Origin of the sequence: Streptomyces sp. NRRL S-118, from assembly GCF_000716335.1 — a bacterium.
In the GTDB taxonomy this organism is placed as follows: domain Bacteria; phylum Actinomycetota; class Actinomycetes; order Streptomycetales; family Streptomycetaceae; genus Streptomyces.
This window is the reverse complement of the sequence record NZ_JOBL01000204.1, coordinates 1-16,563: the sequence shown is the minus strand read 5'-3', so window position 1 is coordinate 16,563 and position 16,563 is coordinate 1. Positions and strand designations below refer to the sequence as shown.

At 70.7% G+C, this 16,563-nt stretch carries 15 protein-coding genes and 4 pseudogenes; 11 read left to right on the top strand and 8 right to left on the bottom strand.

The window, feature by feature from the left end:
- Positions 1–53 precede the first annotated feature (53 nt).
- A pseudogene (locus tag IH00_RS39740) lies at positions 54–784 on the top strand (IS5 family transposase).
- Here IH00_RS39740 and IH00_RS0102665 read toward each other — a convergent pair.
- On the bottom strand, positions 767–1,195 hold the full coding sequence (locus IH00_RS0102665; protein ID WP_052411133.1) for an Imm7 family immunity protein: 429 nt from the start codon (positions 1,193–1,195) through the stop codon (positions 767–769). The pseudogene IH00_RS39740 and the gene IH00_RS0102665 sit on opposite strands and share 18 nt — an antisense overlap.
- A 68-nt stretch (positions 1,196–1,263) precedes the next feature.
- Positions 1,264–3,399 (bottom strand): FG-GAP repeat domain-containing protein, encoded by a 2,136-nt coding sequence (locus tag IH00_RS38695; RefSeq protein ID WP_031069085.1) that lies wholly within the window; start codon positions 3,397–3,399, stop codon positions 1,264–1,266.
- Between the two features lie 211 nt (positions 3,400–3,610).
- Between IH00_RS38695 and IH00_RS45370 the strand changes: the two genes are divergently transcribed.
- Together IH00_RS45370 and IH00_RS0102650 are read left to right on the top strand one after the other, a co-directional pair.
- Positions 3,611–3,958, top strand: a complete 348-nt coding sequence (locus IH00_RS45370) for a hypothetical protein (RefSeq protein ID WP_420710849.1) — start codon at positions 3,611–3,613, stop codon at positions 3,956–3,958.
- 35 nt (positions 3,959–3,993) lie between these two features.
- The gene (locus tag IH00_RS0102650; RefSeq protein ID WP_234334739.1) at positions 3,994–5,076 is read left to right on the top strand and encodes a carboxylate-amine ligase; all 1,083 of its coding nucleotides are present in this window, start codon (positions 3,994–3,996) and stop codon (positions 5,074–5,076) included.
- 32 nt (positions 5,077–5,108) lie between these two features.
- On the opposite strand, the gene IH00_RS0102645 is transcribed toward IH00_RS0102650, so the two are convergent.
- A complete protein-coding gene (locus IH00_RS0102645; RefSeq protein ID WP_199819680.1) occupies positions 5,109–5,402 on the bottom strand; it encodes a hypothetical protein in 294 nt (97 codons plus the stop codon).
- A gap of 321 nt (positions 5,403–5,723) precedes the next feature.
- Between IH00_RS0102645 and IH00_RS0102635 the strand changes: the two are divergent.
- From IH00_RS0102635 to IH00_RS0102625, 3 genes and pseudogenes are all read left to right on the top strand, one after another.
- A pseudogene (locus IH00_RS0102635) lies at positions 5,724–6,250 on the top strand (FAD-dependent monooxygenase); the annotation flags it as partial.
- Positions 6,251–6,649: 399 nt separating this feature from the next.
- Positions 6,650–8,191 carry a hypothetical protein gene (locus tag IH00_RS0102630; protein WP_031069071.1) on the top strand — a complete coding sequence of 514 codons (1,542 nt, stop codon included), beginning with the start codon at positions 6,650–6,652 and terminating at the stop codon, positions 8,189–8,191.
- 98 nt (positions 8,192–8,289) lie between these two features.
- The gene (locus IH00_RS0102625) at positions 8,290–8,736 is read left to right on the top strand and encodes a DUF5959 family protein (protein WP_158827626.1); all 447 of its coding nucleotides are present in this window, start codon (positions 8,290–8,292) and stop codon (positions 8,734–8,736) included.
- On the opposite strand, the pseudogene IH00_RS39735 reads toward IH00_RS0102625, so the two are convergent.
- Positions 8,716–9,297 (bottom strand): annotated as a pseudogene (locus IH00_RS39735) (IS5 family transposase); the annotation flags it as partial. The gene IH00_RS0102625 and the pseudogene IH00_RS39735 overlap by 21 nt on opposite strands.
- Positions 9,298–9,654: 357 nt before the next feature.
- Here IH00_RS39735 and IH00_RS0102620 point away from each other — a divergent pair.
- Positions 9,655–10,140, top strand: a complete 486-nt coding sequence (locus IH00_RS0102620; protein ID WP_052411131.1) for a hypothetical protein — start codon at positions 9,655–9,657, stop codon at positions 10,138–10,140.
- Here IH00_RS0102620 and IH00_RS42535 read toward each other — a convergent pair.
- Genes IH00_RS42535 through IH00_RS0102605 form a run of 3 tightly spaced genes read right to left on the bottom strand, consistent with a single transcriptional unit; the run spans position 10,135 to position 11,734 of the window.
- The gene (locus IH00_RS42535) at positions 10,135–10,290 is read right to left on the bottom strand and encodes a hypothetical protein (protein ID WP_158827624.1); all 156 of its coding nucleotides are present in this window, start codon (positions 10,288–10,290) and stop codon (positions 10,135–10,137) included. The genes IH00_RS0102620 and IH00_RS42535 overlap by 6 nt on opposite strands.
- 20 nt (positions 10,291–10,310) lie before the next feature.
- Positions 10,311–10,889: a restriction endonuclease gene (locus IH00_RS36870; RefSeq protein WP_234334738.1), complete on the bottom strand. Its 579-nt coding sequence runs from the start codon at positions 10,887–10,889 to the stop codon at positions 10,311–10,313.
- A 17-nt stretch (positions 10,890–10,906) separates the two neighbouring features.
- Positions 10,907–11,734, bottom strand: coding sequence for a class I SAM-dependent methyltransferase (locus IH00_RS0102605; RefSeq protein WP_031069064.1), 828 nt, complete (start codon positions 11,732–11,734; stop codon positions 10,907–10,909).
- Between the two features lie 72 nt (positions 11,735–11,806).
- On the opposite strand from IH00_RS0102605, the gene IH00_RS0102600 reads away from it, so the two are divergent.
- Positions 11,807–12,406: a TetR/AcrR family transcriptional regulator gene (locus tag IH00_RS0102600; RefSeq protein ID WP_031069062.1), complete on the top strand. Its 600-nt coding sequence runs from the start codon at positions 11,807–11,809 to the stop codon at positions 12,404–12,406.
- A gap of 746 nt (positions 12,407–13,152) precedes the next feature.
- Positions 13,153–13,488, top strand: coding sequence for a hypothetical protein (locus tag IH00_RS43750; RefSeq protein ID WP_234334737.1), 336 nt, complete (start codon positions 13,153–13,155; stop codon positions 13,486–13,488).
- A 187-nt stretch (positions 13,489–13,675) separates the two neighbouring features.
- Here the strand turns inward: IH00_RS43750 and IH00_RS0102590 are convergent, their stop codons facing one another.
- Positions 13,676–14,242 (bottom strand): AMIN-like domain-containing (lipo)protein, encoded by a 567-nt coding sequence (locus tag IH00_RS0102590; protein ID WP_031069057.1) that lies wholly within the window; start codon positions 14,240–14,242, stop codon positions 13,676–13,678.
- Positions 14,243–14,797: 555 nt separating this feature from the next.
- Here IH00_RS0102590 and pyrF point away from each other — a divergent pair.
- Together pyrF and IH00_RS43220 are read left to right on the top strand one after the other, a co-directional pair.
- Positions 14,798–15,493, top strand: a complete 696-nt coding sequence (gene pyrF / locus IH00_RS0102585; RefSeq protein ID WP_031069056.1) for an orotidine-5'-phosphate decarboxylase — start codon at positions 14,798–14,800, stop codon at positions 15,491–15,493.
- A gap of 472 nt (positions 15,494–15,965) precedes the next feature.
- Positions 15,966–16,563: pseudogene (locus IH00_RS43220) on the top strand (hypothetical protein); the annotation flags it as partial.

The following is a 16,563-nucleotide window of genomic DNA, read 5'->3' as shown; positions in this document are numbered from 1 at the left end:
GAGCACTTCCCGCCTACTTCCGATTCACCCCGGCCTATCGCAGGACGGGGCAGTTGACGAATGCCGAGTGGGTCCGGCTGGAGCCACACCTGCCTGCGTCGGGACGACGTGGCGGCCGGTGGAACGATCAGGGAAGGTGATCAACGGGATCCTGTTTCCGGGGTTCGGACGGGCATACCGTGGCGGGACCTTCCCGAGCGTTTCGGCAGCTGGAAGACCGTCTATGAATGGCATCGGCGCTGGTCGGCGGACGGCACGTGGGACCGGATGCTGCGTGCCGTCCAGGCTGACGCCGACCTCGCGGGCCGTGTCGAATGGAGCATGGTGAGCGTCGACTCGACCTCCTGCCGTGTCCATCAGCACGCGGCCGGGGCCCGCAAGAAGAAGCCACGCGACCCGAAGAAGATCGACGCCCCGGCACCACCGCCCTGACGAAGGGCTCGGACGGTCACGGGGCGGTCTGACCTGCAAACTCCATCTCGCCGGTCAAGGCGGATGCCGTCCGCCGGCGTTCCTGGTCACGCCGGGCCAGTGGGGCGACGCACCGCAGATGATCGAGGTCCTCGAACGCGTGCGCGTTCCCCGCCCACAGGGCGGACGGCCACGCACCCGGCCAGACCACCTCGGTGGCGACAAGGCACACAGCTCACGCCGCAACGAAGTCGAGCGAACGATCAACCGGCTCAAGAACTCCCGGGCGATCGCAACCCGCTACGACACGAGGGCCTTCGTCTTTCACGACACCGTCACGGTCGCGGCGATCCGCCTATGGCTCCGGCCGTGATCCGCCAGACGGGATCTGATCAGTGAAGGGGTCTTCGAGCGCCGGGACGCACGGGGACAGCAGCGTCTCCGTGTGCTCGGTGACCGATCCCCGGGCGAGTCTCAGTACACGTACCTCGTTCTCATGGGCTGGGTCCTCGTCATCGCGAATGTGCAGAAGGCCGTAGGAGCCGGGAGCAACCTTCGCAACATGCTCGAACAGACCGACGACATCAAGCGACGAGCGGTGATTGGGATGGCCTCCCAGGTGGATGAACGGCTCGCCGTTCATCCACCTGAGATCAAGGAGGTAGGGACTGGCCATCTGGGCGATGCGAAGCCGAAGCTCATCCACAACCTGCCGCAGTCGGACGTCATCGTCGTCATCAACTGCGGTCTCCCTGACGGTGATCCAGCCGTGGTATTCGAACACACCGCGATTCTAGTGAGGTCGGTTGAGCCTCAGCAGCCCCATCCACGGCATGATCCGCCGGACAGTGCCTAACGGACCGCGGCGAACGACTTCCAGCCGGAGCCGATCTTGGTGCCGGCGCCGATGGTGCCGGCCCCGGACCCGTTGTACCGGTAGAGATCGCCATTGGTGTGGCGCCCGAGGATGTCGTCGTTGCCGTCCCCGGTGAGGTCGCCGATGCCGACGAAGTCGGTCATGCCGCCCCAGCCGGAGCCGATCCTGGTGCCGGCGCCGATGGTGCCGGCCCCGGTCCCGTTGTACCGGTAGAGGTCGCCCGTGGCGGTACGGCCGAGGAGGTCGGCCTTCTTGTCGTTGTTGAGGTCGCCGGCGCCGACGATCGTGAGCCCCTTCCAGCCGCTGCCGATACGGGTGCCCTCTGCGAACGTGCCGTTCTCGGTGCCGGCGTGGAGGAGCAGCTCGCCGGTTTCGGTCCGGCGGGCGACCAGGTCGGGGATGCCGTCGGCGGTGAAGTCGCCGGAGTAGGTGAAGGCGTCCAGCCCGTACCACCCGGTGCCGATGGGAGTGTGGGGCACGTCGGGTGTGACGGCCCGGCCACGCGGCGGGCTGTAGTGGTGGAGTTCACCGCGCGCGGTGTGCACGAGGGTGTCGTTGCTGCCGTCGCCGTCCAGGTCGCCGAAGGGGATCACGGTGGAGCCGGCGGGCCACGTGCCGCCGTCGGCCTGCGTGGAGACGGTGCCGCGGGCGGTGCCCTGGTAGATGACGAGGGCACCCGCGGCGGTCTGGGCGTAGAGGTCGGGCCGCCCGTCGTTGCCGACGTGGTCACGGCGCTCGGCGGGGGCCGACGGCACGGAGGCGCCCGGTGTCGCCACCGTGGCCCACACCTGCTGGAGCGGCTCGTCCTTGTCCGTAGTCCCGGTCGTACGGTTCCACACGACGACGACCTGGCCGCCGGCACCGGTCGCGACCACGCCCTCGCCGTCGTACCGGTCGACGCGGCCCACGATCACCGGTCGTGCCCAGGCACCGCCGGTGCGCGTGGCCGACGTCACGTCCCCGTCGGACGCCGTCCACACGGCGGTGACCGTGCCGTCGGGGCCCACGCTCGGGGACCACACCTTGCCCGCTCCCCCGTCGTCCAGCGTGTGGACCGCCGACCAGGCACCGGTCGCCGAACGCGTCGCCGTGCGCAGCGCCGAGTACTCCTCCCACACTGCCGTCACCTCGCCCTGCGGGCCGAGCTGCGGCGTCCCGGACTCGTACGGGCGGCCGTCCCAGGGGGCCGACTCGGCTGCTCCCCAGGGCGCGTCCGGGGTGGACCGGTAGGCGAAACGGTGCATGTCACCCGCTTCGGACCAGCTGAGCAGCGTGGCCCCGGATGCGGACGACTGGAGGACGATGTCACTGCCGAGGGACGAGGAACTGCCCTCGACGCTCCGGGGGGCGGGCCACTCGGTCGCGCCCGGGGCCCGCGAGGTGACCCGCAGGGTGGTGCCGTCACCGGAGTTGTCGTGCCAGGCGACGGTGACGGTGCCGTCCGGCCCGACCGTCGCGGCCGGCGTGTGGGCGAGGATGTCCGTGAGCTTGGCCGGCGGTGACCAGGCGCCGCCGGGCGCACTGCGCTCGGAGACGTACAGCCCGCGAGCCCCGTCGCCGTCGGCGGGGGCGCCGAAGCTGGTCCACACCGCGACGAGCCGGCCGTCGGGGCCGCTCGCCAGGGCCATCCACGCCGGATGCGACACGGTGGAGACCCGCGCCGCGGGAGACCATGCTGTCGCCCCGGCGAGCAGGGTGGACGAGCTGTACGTGTAACCGGAGTCGCCGTAGTGATGCCAGGCGACCGTCGCCGAGCCGTCCGGACCGGTCGTCAGTTCGGTGGCGTGCACCTGCCCCTTCGTCACGGCGACACGGACGGGCGCGCGCCACGTGGTGGCCTTGGCCGGGCGGGTGGCGGCCCAGACCTCCTGGCTGTCCTGGCCGGTGTCCCTGACCCACACCGCGACGGCGGTGCCGTCGGAGGTGATCCGGACGTCCTGGGCGGAGTTGCGGCCGCCCGCCTCGGTGAGCGGCGTCGGCATGGTCCAGTCCCGCGCCGTGGCGGCGCCGGCCGGTGTCGCCAGCACCAGGGCGGCGGACACACCGGCACCGGCGACGCCCAGCGTCAGTGTCGATACCAGTGCGGCACTGAGGATCCTGCTCCTGCGCACGAAGAATCTCTCCTTGTCCGGTGGTCACGGCATGACGGGACAACGGCCCGCGCGGTGCGCGAGCCGACGTGCGATGTGTGCAGCTTCCGGCCCCCCGGCCGATCCCCCATGCACTTCCGGATCTTGACGACCTTAACAGCCGTCACTGCGGACACTCGAAGCGATTTCTTCCCCGGCCACCTACTTCCACCTGGGCGAACGTCCGGCAGGCATGGCACCTGCACCAGGTGGTGGTGGCAGAGCCGTGCAGCGGGCGTGCCCGCGTCGGCCTCTGTCCGCGCCACCGTGTGCGTCGTGTGTCCTGGAGCGGGGGTGGACGGACATGGGCGCCCAGCTCGCCGATCACCTCCAGGAGCAGCTCCGTCACGCGGAGGAGGACGCGAAGCACCGGATGGCCCTGACGTTCCGTCGGTACCCGGCCATCGCGTCCCGGTGGGCGCTCCGGTCCGGCCGGTGCACCCCCGCCTGGTTGACGGCAGCACGTCAGCAGTGGACGCTGAGTGACAGGACGGTCACACGCAGAGCGAAGGGTGGACACAGGCCGATGGGAGACCGGTGAGGGCGCCGGACGGGTTCGTACCGGTGACCGTGGGCGTGGAAGAGGAATACCTCCTGGTGGATCCGGTCTCCCGGCAGGTGAGCCCGGAGGCCGAGAAGGTCGTGGCGCACGCGGCCGTGGAGCTCGGCGACCGCGTCACCACCGAGCTCACGCGGTATCAGGTCGAGGTGCGCACCGACCCCCACACCAGCCTGGCCGACCTGGGCGACCAACTGCGCGCCACGCGCGCCGCCGTCTCGAACGCCGCCGCCCGCCTGGGCCTTCGCGTCATCTCGAGCGGCACCCCCCTGCTGGGCCAGCACACCCCGCCCCCTTTCACACCCGGCCACCGCTACGCGCAGAGCATCGCCACGTTCGGCGCCCTGGACCACGAACAGAGCGCCTGCGCCTGTCACGTCCACGTGGGCGTTCCCGACATGACCACCGCGCTGCGGCTCAGCAATCACCTGCGCCCCTGGCTTCCGGCGCTCATCGCCCTGGCCGCCAACTCCCCCTACTGGAACGCCCAGGACACCGGCTACGCCAGTTGGCGGACCATGACGTGGGGGCGGTGGCCGGTGGCGGGCCCACCCCCGTACTTCACCTCGCGGGCCCACTTCCAGGACCTGGTCGACAGCCTCATCGCCTCGCGGACCATCATCGACCGCGGTGGCCTCTACTGGGACATGCGGCCCTCTCATCACGTGCCCACGCTCGAGGTCCGGGTCGCCGATGCCCTGCCGACGGCCGAGGACACCGTACTTCTCGCGGGCACCGTCAAGGGCCTGGCGGCCGCCGCTCTTTCAGCCATCGGCCGCTCCGAACCCGCTCCCTGTCCGGGCCCCGAGATGCTGCGGGCCGGCTGCTGGCGTGCCGCCCGCGACGGTCTGGCCGGTGACGCCATCGACCTGCGGACCGGCCGGCTCGAACCGGTCGGCGTGTTCATCGACCGCCTCTGGAAGACCGTGCACAGCGCTCTCGACGCCGGGGACCTCGCGCTCCTCCATGCCGTGCGGGCGCGTCTGCGGGCTCACGGAAACGGCGCCGACCGGCAGAGAGCCGCGTTCCGTCAGCGACGCCACCTCCCCGACGCCGTCGACCACCTCATCCACACCATGACCGATGCCCCTCACCGCTGAGGCGCCTGCCCGGCACCGAGCGGCCGCCTCCTTCACGGACGCGGCCGCTTTCTGCGTGCCTGTCCCTCGCGCTCCGGCTCCAGACGACCGAGCACGGCGTCGAAGAGCCGCCACCCGTCGACGTCGACGGCGTGCGGCCCGAACGGCCGTCCCTGCGCCGCGAGCTCGTCGATCAACGCGCGCACCGTGGCCGGTCGGTGCAGGTTCAGGTATCCCCGGTCCTGGCTGACCCCGCCCGCGTGAGCACCCCAGCCACCACCGCCCACCACGCGCCCCGGGCCGGAGGGGAAGACGACGCGCACCACACCCGGCGCGCCCTCGCGCACGACGGCGAGGATCTCTCGGCACGAACGTCCGGATGGATTCCCGGAGTCGGCGTCCGGCACGTGCTGATGGCTGACAGACCAGCGGTACCTCTCGGAGCCGACGATCAAGCGGCGATGACGACGACGACCCACGCAGGCACCGTATCAATCAAGAGCCCGGCGTCGGGTGCCCGCCCGGCGGGCCCGAGGGAATCGATCCGGGGCGCGGTCGTCCGCATACGGACGACAAGGGGCAACAACAATGGCAAGGAGCACGTCGACTCCTTGCCACACTCAACGTACCGGGGGCCTTGCGGCAAGACCCCGGTCGTGCCGCAGAGCTGGAAGCTCGCCGCCGCGGTCCACGGCTGGGCACGGAGGGGCTGCTGGACAGCTACCACACCGAACGGCACCCGGTGGGCGCCGACGTGCTGGACAACACCCGCGCACAGATGGCGCTGCTCGGGACGGATCCGGGTACGACCGCGCTGCGGGAGCTGTTCGCCAAGCTGATGGACTTCGAGGAGGTGAACCGGTACGTGACCGGGATGATCACCGCTGTCGATGTGCGGTACGACTTCGGCGAGGGCCATGAACTGCTCGGCCGGCGGTTGCGGGACGTGAAGCTGGGGCGGGGTCTTCGCCTCTACGAGCTGATGCACGGCGGGCGCGGACTGCTGGTCGACGGGACCGGCCGGCTGTCGGTGGAGGGCTGGGCGGACCGGGTGGACCGCGTCGTCGACGCCGGTGACGAGCTGGGGGTGCCCGCTGTGCTGCTGCGGCCGGACGGCCACGTGGCGTGGGTGGGCGACCATCAGGAGGCGCTGCTCAGCTCGATGCCCACCTGGTTCGGCGCGCCCGTCGGCTGACCGCGCCGACCGGCGCGGTGACACGACGGCCGGGCGGTGACACGACGGCCGGGCGGTCATGCGTCACTCCCGTGATCACGCGACGGCGGGAGTGAACGCGACGGCGGGGCGGTGACCGTACGGGCTTCCGAATCTGCCACCCGATGGCCCCTTGGACGAGTCAGGCATCGCCGAAAGGGGCGGCGCCGCATCACCTGAGTTGACGAACGATGGTCGCGGCGGCGGAGCCACGGGGCCGCATCCAGCCGGTGAGCGCCCTCAAGACAGTGCTGGTTCCGGTGAACCGGGCGCGTTCCCCGGTCGTCGGGTCGCCTGCCGCGTACGGTGGGCCCGCTGCCGCACCACCGTCGAACGGGGCGGATACGGGCAGAGGGGAAACGTCACAGGAGGAAGTGCAGGATGACGGAGGCCACGGCGAGCGAGCTGGACGAGCGGATCCTGGGACGCAGGTGGACGGTCCGTCTGGACGCCGCCGGCCGTGGCACGACAGCCGTACGCGTCTCGTGCAGCCGGCCCTCGTGCGCCGAGCAGCGTCTGCCATCCGCAGCCGCAGGCCGTGCGGCTGCGGTCGCCCACCTCAAGGCCCACCTGAGGGCGGTCTGCGGGCCTCGGCCCGAGACGTACTGTGCGTGCCGGGCCGACAGCTGCAGCACACACATCCGTCCCGCTGACCGGCAGACCCGTTCCGAGCCCTGGCGGTGCGGCGGGGCGGTCGTCCTGGCCGTGGTCACCGACCGGGAAGGCCGCTGGTGGCGGGCCATGGAGTGCTGCTCGCGCTGCGCGGCCGCCACGCCCGGCGCGAAGGTCGTCTCCACCACCCTGCCGCAGTCCAGCCCGGCGGCCGACGCCGCGGCGGCTGCCGACCAACCATCGGCCGCTCCTGCGAACGTGCCCCAGTTCTCCGACCGTCCCGCGCCCGCGGCCGATCCACGGGAAGTGCCGGCGCCCCGTTCCGCATCAGCGCGGCGCCGCCCCCAGAAGAAGATCGCGCAGCGAATCATTCCGCACGACCTACGGCCCGTCGCCTTGCGGGACGAACTCGTCGAACTCGGTGACCTCTTCCGCGCCTACCAGCAGCGCGACGAGCCCGACCTGGCGCTGCTCGCCGACCTTCACGAACGCAAGGCGCGCGCGTTCACCACCTGGGCAGATGTCGCCTGCGACGGCGCTCTGCGGTGGGAGGCCCGGCGCGCCGAGCAGGCCGCAGCCGCCGCCCGTCTCCAGCACCAGCAGCGCACCGGAGACGTCACCAGCGGAGACGGGCCGGCCGTGGCCCGGCTACTGACCGTGCCGGCGCAGTGGGAGCACGCGCGCTCTGTCCTGGCGTACGTGGCCGACCACACCCCGCTGCCCGGACCGGAGCCGCGGCTGCTGGTGCTGATGCTGACCCTGCGCACCGCGCACACCGGCACCGGCAACCTCGTGGGGCAGGACGTCACCGCGCTGGGCCTGACCGATCCGGAGGATCTGGTGGAGAAGCTGACCGGCTGCGGCTGGCTGACACTTCCTGGCACCGCCGGGGACCTGTTCGCCTCCCGGCCGGAGAACCCCACCCGGATCACCGTCCCCTCCCTGGCACCCGGCGACGACGGGACGGGCCCGTTCACATTCGGCAAGAAGATGCGGCCCAAGCTCTCCGGCTGGGCCCAGAAGGTCATCTCGGACAAGAAGCTCCGCAAAGCCAAGGCCACCGCCGGCACCCGGCTGCTCGCCCTGACGCTGGCCACCCGGACCAGCGCCACAGGACTGCTGGGCCCCGGCGGCCAGGGCCTCGGCCTGGACACCCTCACCGCCTCGGTCCCCGTGCATGCTGGCGAACTGCAGCACTTGGTCGACCAGCTGACCGCAGCGGACTGGCTCACCGAAGCCACCGTCACCGACACCCACCTCACCGGGCGGCTGACCGAACGCATCCTTCCGCTCAGCTGTCCACTGACTTGAGAACTCCTGACGAAATGCCGACCGGGGCCAGTTCGCGACTCGTGCATGATGATCGGGAACATTGGGGTTCGGGAGGGCGCGTGGATAAAGGCGAGGGCGTGGACCTGATCTGCCTGATCGACCCGGACAGCAGCGTCCGGGTACGCATTCTGGGGCGGAACAGGCATGGGGACACGCCGTACAACGACTATCTTGATGCCGAGCTCGTCATCACGAGCACCTTCGTCAGCGGGCGCCTTGGGTTGTGCTTGTCACCGGAAGTCATGGACGACTGGGCAACGACCCTGAACGAGCTCTCCGACAGGCAGGGCATCCGCTGGACGGTTATGGGTGACACCGAGATCCGCATTGAGATCGACAGGCGATTCTCGGTGCCCCGTCCCATCGTCACGGTGGACGGTGGCGAGTCCGGGGTTTCGGTCCGCGTCGTCCTGGATCCGGGGGACGGCTGGGTGGACGAGCTGCGTGAACAGCTCGGACGGGTCAGGCAGACATGGCCGAACGAGGTGGTGACGGCGCCTCGATCAAGGGACTACTGGCAGTGAGTTCAGTCGTCGCCAGGAGATGAGTACGCAGGCCCAGGGCGAGCAAGGCTTCGCGGACGTCGTCTCGTATCTCCCAGCGGATCCGCAGGCGGCGGAACCAGTGCAGGTGGGCAAAGGCGCGTTCCACGACCCAGCGTTGGGTGCCCGGACCGGAGCCGTGCCCGGTGCCGCGGCGGGCGATCAGTGGCTTCACGCCAAGGTCCCGGACCAGGCGGCGGTACTTGTCGTGGTCGTAGCCGCGGTCCGCGAGGACCACGTCGGGGCGGCGCCGGGGCCGGCCGCGCTTGCCCCGCACTGGTGGCACTGCCTGAAGCAGCGGGATCAGCCGGGTGACGTCGTTGCGGTTGCCGCCGGACAGGATGGCGACGAGCGGGATGCCGGTGGCGTCGGTGAGCAGGTGGTGCTTGCTGCCGGTCCTGCCCCGGTCGACAGGGCTTCGTCCGGTCTTGGAGCCCCCTTCACCGCGCGGATGTGGGAGCCGTCGACGGCCGCCTGGGAGAAGTCCAGGGTGTTCGCGCTCCGGAGCTTGGCGAGGAGGACCTCGTGCAGCCGGGGCCACGCGCGGGCCTCGGTCCACTCGAGCCAGGGGCGCGGCGGCTGTCGGCCACCTTCCCGATCAACTTGCCTCGGCTGGCACAACACCGAAGGCATCAGGAGCTGCCGAGCCGGCTCACGGGCTCCTGTCCGACGCACGGTGACAGCCAGGCCCCCTCGCCCGTGAGGGGGCTGCCTTGACCGCTCGGCGCGGCCCGCACAATCCGTGGGCGGGCGGCCTGACTCCAGTTGCCGACAGCAACCGACTGGGGGAACGAAGAGCCGCCCTGGGGAGAATTCGAGAGCCGCATCACCCGCACGGGGGAGGGGGGTCGGTACTGGCGGAGGAGGTGGCCCGGCCGCTGCTCACTGGAGGATGAACCCATGCCCCGATCGCATAAGAAGCACCTGGCCGCCGCCTTCACCGCCTGCCTCGGCGCCCTCGCCTACACCGTCAGCAAGGTGCACCTGGCGAGTGAGGGCGAGCTGGGCATGCCGGGCTTTCCCGCACCGGCTGACGCCTACGCTGCCGTCGCCAACGTCGAGGCCGCCCAACTGGCGAACGCGGCCCTCGGCCTGCTGATGGCCGTCGTTGCGCTGCTCCTCATGCGCTTGCCGCGGACCCCGCTCGTCCGATGGCCGGTGCTCATCGTCTCCTGGGCGGGCATCGCAATGGTGGGAGCGGGCGTCCTCGGCTTCAGCGCCCGCGCGGCGGGCCTGGCACCGAGCCTGGGTGCCACCCCTCCCCATATGGTCACCGCGCTCGCGGCATTGCTCGTCGGCGCCGTATGGGCGACGGCCTGGACCATCGCCACCGTCTCCGCCACGCGCAGCAGCCGCAGGCCGCACACCACCAGCGCCAACCTATGACTCGTGGTGGGCGGCGCGGTTGCGCAGGGAGCGGACATCGCTGGCAGTGCTGAACACGGTGGTCCGCCTGCCGCCGCTGTTCGGGAACGCCTTGTGGAGGGCCTTGCGCCACAGCGTGGAGTCGTAGTCGACGATGACGCCTGGCCGCACGCCTGGTGTGAGGCTGCTGTTCAGGACAGGGCGGTCGGTCGGCGAGGTGGCGGAACGGCGCGGAGCAGCTCCCACAGAGGGCGTGAGCCGGATGCCCAGATTGCAAGGGTGTGGCGGTCGACCACGTGGAGGTGCTGCTGCTTGGCGAAGGCCACGGCGGGCTTGGTGACCCGGCCGTTCGTCACGATGACCGCGACATCGGCGCCGTGGACTTGGCGGGCGGTGCCGTTGAGGACCTGGAGGTCAGGGGTACCGACCGCGGAGCCGGCGAGGCCGTTGCGGCGGTGTTTGCACTGGATCACCCAGCGCCGTCCGTAGGGGTCGGTGGCCTTCACGTCGGCGCCCAGGTCGCCGCCGCCCCCGACACGGGCCGCGTCCTGGCCGCCGTCGCGGCGCATCAGGTCCCGCACCGCGTCCTCGAACCGGGAATGGTGCAGGGCGTCCAGCTGGGTCAGCCCGTACCGCAGGCCGGCTTCCGACAGCCTCTCGGCGGAACGGCGGGGGGCCACCTTGATGTTGAACGTATGGGCGCACAGTCCGCCCGCGATGCCCATGAAGAGCAGGGCGACGTGCGCGGGGACGGGCCGCCCCGACGGCAAGTCCTCGGAGCGGCGGGTCAGCTGGTACCGGTTCGCGTCGCGATGACCGCCATGGTGGTGTAGCGCATCGTGAAGCTGCCTCCCACCGCGTCGATGGCGGCGCCGACGCCCGTCAGCACCTCCTCCAGTTCGTCCTGCGGAAGGCCCGTGAAGGCCCCCTGGGTGGGCAACTGGTCGAGCCACTCCTCCCGTGTGAAGGTCCGCTCCCAGTCGTGCCGCCATTGCTCCGGGTCGGCGAACGCGTCCACCTTCCGTATCCCGTCGGCCGCCTGGGCGCACAGCGCCGCGTACCCGTCCACGGCGGGCGCCGCCCCGTGTCGAGCGGCGAGCGAGTCGGGCATCAGCCGGCGGTACACCGCGCCGAAGGCTCCCGCCACTTCGGGCGAAGGCTGACCGGCGTTCCAGAAGAGGGCCAGCGGACCGCGGGGGCGCAGTACCCGTGCCGCCTTGGCGGCTCCCGCGACGGGGTCCACCCAGTGCCAGGCCTGTCCGGAGACGACCGCGTCGAACATCCGGCCGGCCGGGTCCCAGGCCTCGAACGACGCCACCTCGACGTCGATGCCGTGCTGTCGTGCCAGGGCGGCCATCCGTGCGTCGGCGTCGACGCCCAGCACCCGGGAGCCTGCCGCAGCGAACTGCCGGGCCACGATGCCGGTGCCGCAGCCGACGTCGAGGACCTCGGGGCCCGGGCAGGCGGCAACGATCCGCTCCACCAGGGCTTGTGGGTAGCGCGGCCGGGCGCGGTCGTAGCGTTCGGGGTCCGAGCCGAATGCCTCCGCTGCCCTTCGGTGTTCATGGGGCTTCTGTACGGAGTGAGGAGCTCGCTCCGGCGGTAAAGTGGGCATGCGCCCACTCTGAATGGGCACATGCCCACTCGTCAACCGGTACGGCTCGTCCGCCGGACAAGGAGGTGCACGATGCCCACAGGGGTCGCCCTTCGCGACGCGCGCGACCAGCTGTTCGACGCCGCCGAGCGCGTTCTGCTCCAGGACGGGCCGAGCGCGCTCACGAGCCGGGCGGTCACCACGGAGGCGCGTTGCGCCAAAGGTGTCCTGCACCGGCACTTCACCGACTTCGACGCCTTCCTCGCCGAGCTCGTGCTCGACCGCGTCGCCCGGATCGACGAGCGGACTGCCGTCCTGCACAAGACCGCCGGAGCCGGCAGCATCGTCGACAACCTCACCCGGGCACTGATGGATTCGTTCGGACCGGTCGCGGTGGCGATCGTCAGCCTCGTGACCTCGCGGGACACCTTGCGCGCCCGCCTGCGCCGGGCAAGGCCCACCGGCGTCCCCATCCTCACGGATGCCGCGGCCGTGATCGCTTCCTACCTCCGCGCCGAGCGTGAACTCGGCCGGATCGCCGCGGACGCCGACGTCGACACACTCGCCCCCACCCTGATCGGAGCGGTGCACATGCTGTTCGCCGACCGCCAAGGAGCACCGCCTGAGGTCGGTGCCGTCCGCAAGGTCGTGACGACGGTCCTCAGCGGCGTCGACAGAAATCCCCCGCACTGATCACCGGAAGCCCGAAGAAGCCGCAACCGCGCTGCCCGGCCCCCAGGACTCAGCTTCGAACATCCGCAAGGAGCCCTACTGGTGCCTGCTCGGTAAGGAACTCCTGGCCGCGGTGCCGGCGGAGCTCGATCCGCTTTCCGGTCCTCCGATCCGCGGGTCCGGCGCGGTGGAGGGTACCGCCTGAACTCGGCAGGAGGTCCGGCGACGCGTTCGCCGGGGCGCCCGTCCGCCGTCCGCGTCCGGGTTCGGGTTCGGGTTCGGGTTCGGGTTCGGGTTCGGGTTCGGGTTCGGCAACAGCCTGATCCCGGCTGCGTGACGAAGGATGACCGGGTCCTATCCATCGATTTTCGGCCACGCTACGTTTCGCGAGTTGCATCGGACGTGCAGGGGTGGGAGAGCAGGACATGGAGCGAAGCGTTGGCAGGAGAGGCCGGAGAGCCGGGTTCGCAGCGGCGGCCGTGCTGTGCGGGGCACTGGTACTGAGCGCGTGCGGCGGGGGCGACGACACGGGCGGGGCGTCCGGCGGTGGGGCGGCAGCCGGCCCGTCCGGCGGAACGAGCGCCTCCGCCACTCCTGCCGGTGCGCCTTCCGCACCCGCGGCTCCGGCAGGTGGAGACGCCGCGTCGAAGCCCACCGCGACGGCAGCCGCCACGCCGAAAGCGAGCACCTCCGCCGCCGCTTCCGCGGAGCCGGGCGCCGCGAAGCGCGTCCCCAAGCCGAGTGCGACGCCGGGCTGCGACCACAAGATGCCGATCTCACCCGATGAGATCGTGGTGCAGCGCTACACCCCCGAGGGCGGCTTCCTCAGCCTGATCGTGAAGCACGGCAACTGGGGTTGCGGTGCCCCGGACACCGACGGCGCGCCGTTCGAGACGGTCGGCGTCGAAACCTTCATACCGCTGAACCAGGCGGCGTCCATCACCGTGACCGACCCGATCGTCCACTCCACGGAGAACCAGCCCATCGGCGTGCAGGAGTTTCTGGACTGGCTGGACGCCCACCCGAACTCCGGGCTGGTCTTCCGGTACAGCCTGGGCGAGGACGGGGCCATCGACCGGCTCGACCAGGTGTTCACCCCCTGATCCTCGCCTTCCGCCGTACGGCGGAAGGACGGGAAAGGTGTACGGGCGTACGGGCGTACGGGCGTACGGGCGTACGGGGCAGGTCGGTCGGACTGATCGGCGGGCTACGCCGGAGGCTCGACGGCGCGCGAGGGATCGACCGCCGGCCTTCCCTCCGCGGGACTGCTGGACCGCTCGGGGGCCACCGTCACCACTTGTGCGCGACGTCGATGATCAGCTTGTCGCCGGACTGCGTCACACGGAACGGCAGCCGGGCCCGGACCCCCAGACCGATCTGCGTCTGTCCCTCGAAACTCGCTCCGAAGCGGGCGTCCTTGAACGTCTTGTATCCGGTGATGTTCACGCCGGGCAGCGGCTTGCCGGCCTTGCCGTCATAGGTGGGCCTGGACGTGGCCGGGTCGTAGCTGGGCGAGGAGACGAAGACCTGCAGTATGGCGCCGCCCTTGACGGCGATCGGCGTACCGGAGCCATCCTGGTGGAAGGCGTCGACATAGCCGACGTGGTAGCCGAGCCCGCCCGTCACACCGCCGGTGTTGAGCACCATGCGATCGAAGCACTTGTGCTGACCGGTGGTGATGGCCTTCAGGGGCTTGGCCTGCTCGGTACCGCCCGTCTTGGTACCGCTGCCCCAGGCGGTCGAGCAGGACGCCGCGGGGCCGGCCTGCGCGCTCTCCCGGGCCTGGGCGGTTCCGACCGCACCCACCAGCGTCGAGGCCGTCAGTACGAGCACTGCAGCGGTCCTGGACTTCCTCATTGTTCCTCCTCAGGGAGCGGTGGATGTACAACACCGGAGCAGGTCGGGCAGCTCGCGGGCAAACGCGGCAGCGTCAACCGGCCACGTTGCCCGGGCGCTCCCCAGGCCCCATTCTGCTCCGCGGGCAACGGTTCCCACAGCAGTGACTCGGTGGCTTGTCGAGGCAGAGGGCCGTTCCGGTGGGTCATGCACGTCGCCCGGTCCGTCGTACTCCGGGGTGCAGCAGGACGACCCTGCGGGTTGCTCGGCCCGGACGTCGAACCTGGCACCATGCGTCACAGCTGTTGAGCTGGCGGTCGGTACGGGCGACCCGCCCCGAGGGGCGAGGCGTCGGCGCAGCGGGTTCCTCGGAGCAACCTGCCGTCAGGAGTGAGGCATCGACGCCCCTCATGGAACATGACGGAAAGCCGGCTTGCTGAGGCGTCAGCTCCTCGTCCTCTCGGCTGCACTCGCCCCACGCCGTGCATGAGGCTTCTCTGCTCTCGGCCTCCGTGACGCGTTTCGCGGAGACGGGACACGACAGTCACCGGTATGTGGTGGCGACACAATGGCGTCATGGATCAGGACAGCCGGATCATCGTCGCCCTTGATTGCGACAGCCGCACGGCCTTCGACGACACCGTCGATCGGCTGGGCGACGAGTGCCGTTTCTACAAGGTCGGCCTGGAACTCCTCACAGCGGTCGGCCCCGACGTCGTCACGTCCCTTGTTGCACGGGGCAAGGAGGTATTCCTCGACCTCAAGCTCTTCGAGATCCCGAACTCGGTCGCCGGCGCAGTGCGCGCCGCGGGGGCACGAGGCGTATCCATGGTCACCGTGCACGGCATGGGCGGCCGGGGCATCATGTCTGCCGCCGTCGACGCGGCCCGCGACTTCCCCGACCTGCGGATCCTCGCCCTGACCGTGGTCACCAGCATGACCGATGACGATCTCGCCGACATCGGCATCAGCGACTCCGCCGAGCAGCAGGTGCTCCGGCTGGCACGCCTTGCCGACAAGGCCGGTTGCCATGGTGTGATCGCCTCGCCTCAGGACGTAGCGGCCTTGCGCGACGCGCTGGGTGCCGATGCCCTGATCGTCACCCCTGGAGTCACACTGCCCGGTGACTCCCCGTCCGAGCATGCCCGCCCCGGCACACCGCGTGCCGCCCTGACCGCCGGCGCCTCACATGTCGTTGTGGGGCGAACGGTCACACGTGCCACGGACCCGGCCGCCGCATTCCGTCTCGTACGGGACACCCTGGCGGTGTGACGGACGGTCGGCCGTATGACGCGCGGTAGGGGGTGACAACGCATCTGCTGAGTGACGGCGTTGCTCGGGCCCGCAGGGCATGCGTGCGGGGCTGTCGGCCCACGTGCTCCACTTCTTGGGGGAAGCCGCTGGACGTCCGTCGGTGCGGAGCCGCCAAGGAGGCCCGGGACCGCGGTACCTGTACCGCAGTACCCCCGTACCGTAACCGCCGTCGGCGGCCGGAGGCCGGCCACGGGCCGTCGCGGTGGCGGGGCGCGTGCGCCGGATTGGCCGAAAGCCGCAGGTGGTAGGGGTGGTGGCAGCTGGGAACCTGCGGCTCCCGCGTTGCGGGATGCGCCGAGTGGGGGAACAGTGGGTTCTGTAGCGCCTGTGCATCGTTGAGCTGTGGATCTCCGTGACCACGGGCCGCCGCCTTCAGGGCTGAGTACCGCAGGGCCACAACAAGTACGCGGACAACACCTTTGGAACAACCATGTCCAGAACCGCCCAGAGAAAAGTCTTCCGTTTCGTCGGTTCCTCCTGCTTGGCTGCGGCGCTCGCGCTGTCGACAGGCGTGTCCACTGCTGCGGCAGCGACCACCCCGGCAGTAGCTGCAGCGACGACCGCAGTACCCGCCCAACCAACTCCTCCGCCTCCCCCGCCGCCTGAGGAGGAGGAGCCCCCGCCGCCTCCGCCGCCGCCTGAGCAGGAGGAGCCTCCGCCGCCCCCGCCGCCCCAGAACGAGCAGCCCCCGCCGCCTCCGCCGGCAGAGCAGAAGGAGCAGCTGCAGAAGCTGACGCCTGAGCTGAAGGAGGACGTTGCGGGACTGGCGGAGAAGCAGGACGCCCCGCAAGAGGTGAAGGACACAGCAAGCAATCTCAACGAGACGCTGAAGGTGGTCGAGGACCCGAAAACACCGGTGGCGGAGCGTGCCACGCTCGCGAACATTGTGAAGCAGTCCACGGACGTCCTGGCCAGCGTGGACAAGGCGGCTGCGCCGTCGGAGGTCAAGGTCGCGGTGACGAACACGGTGAAGCAGTCCACCGATGTCCTGGTCGAGACCCTGAACTCGAACGCACCGGCAGCGGTGA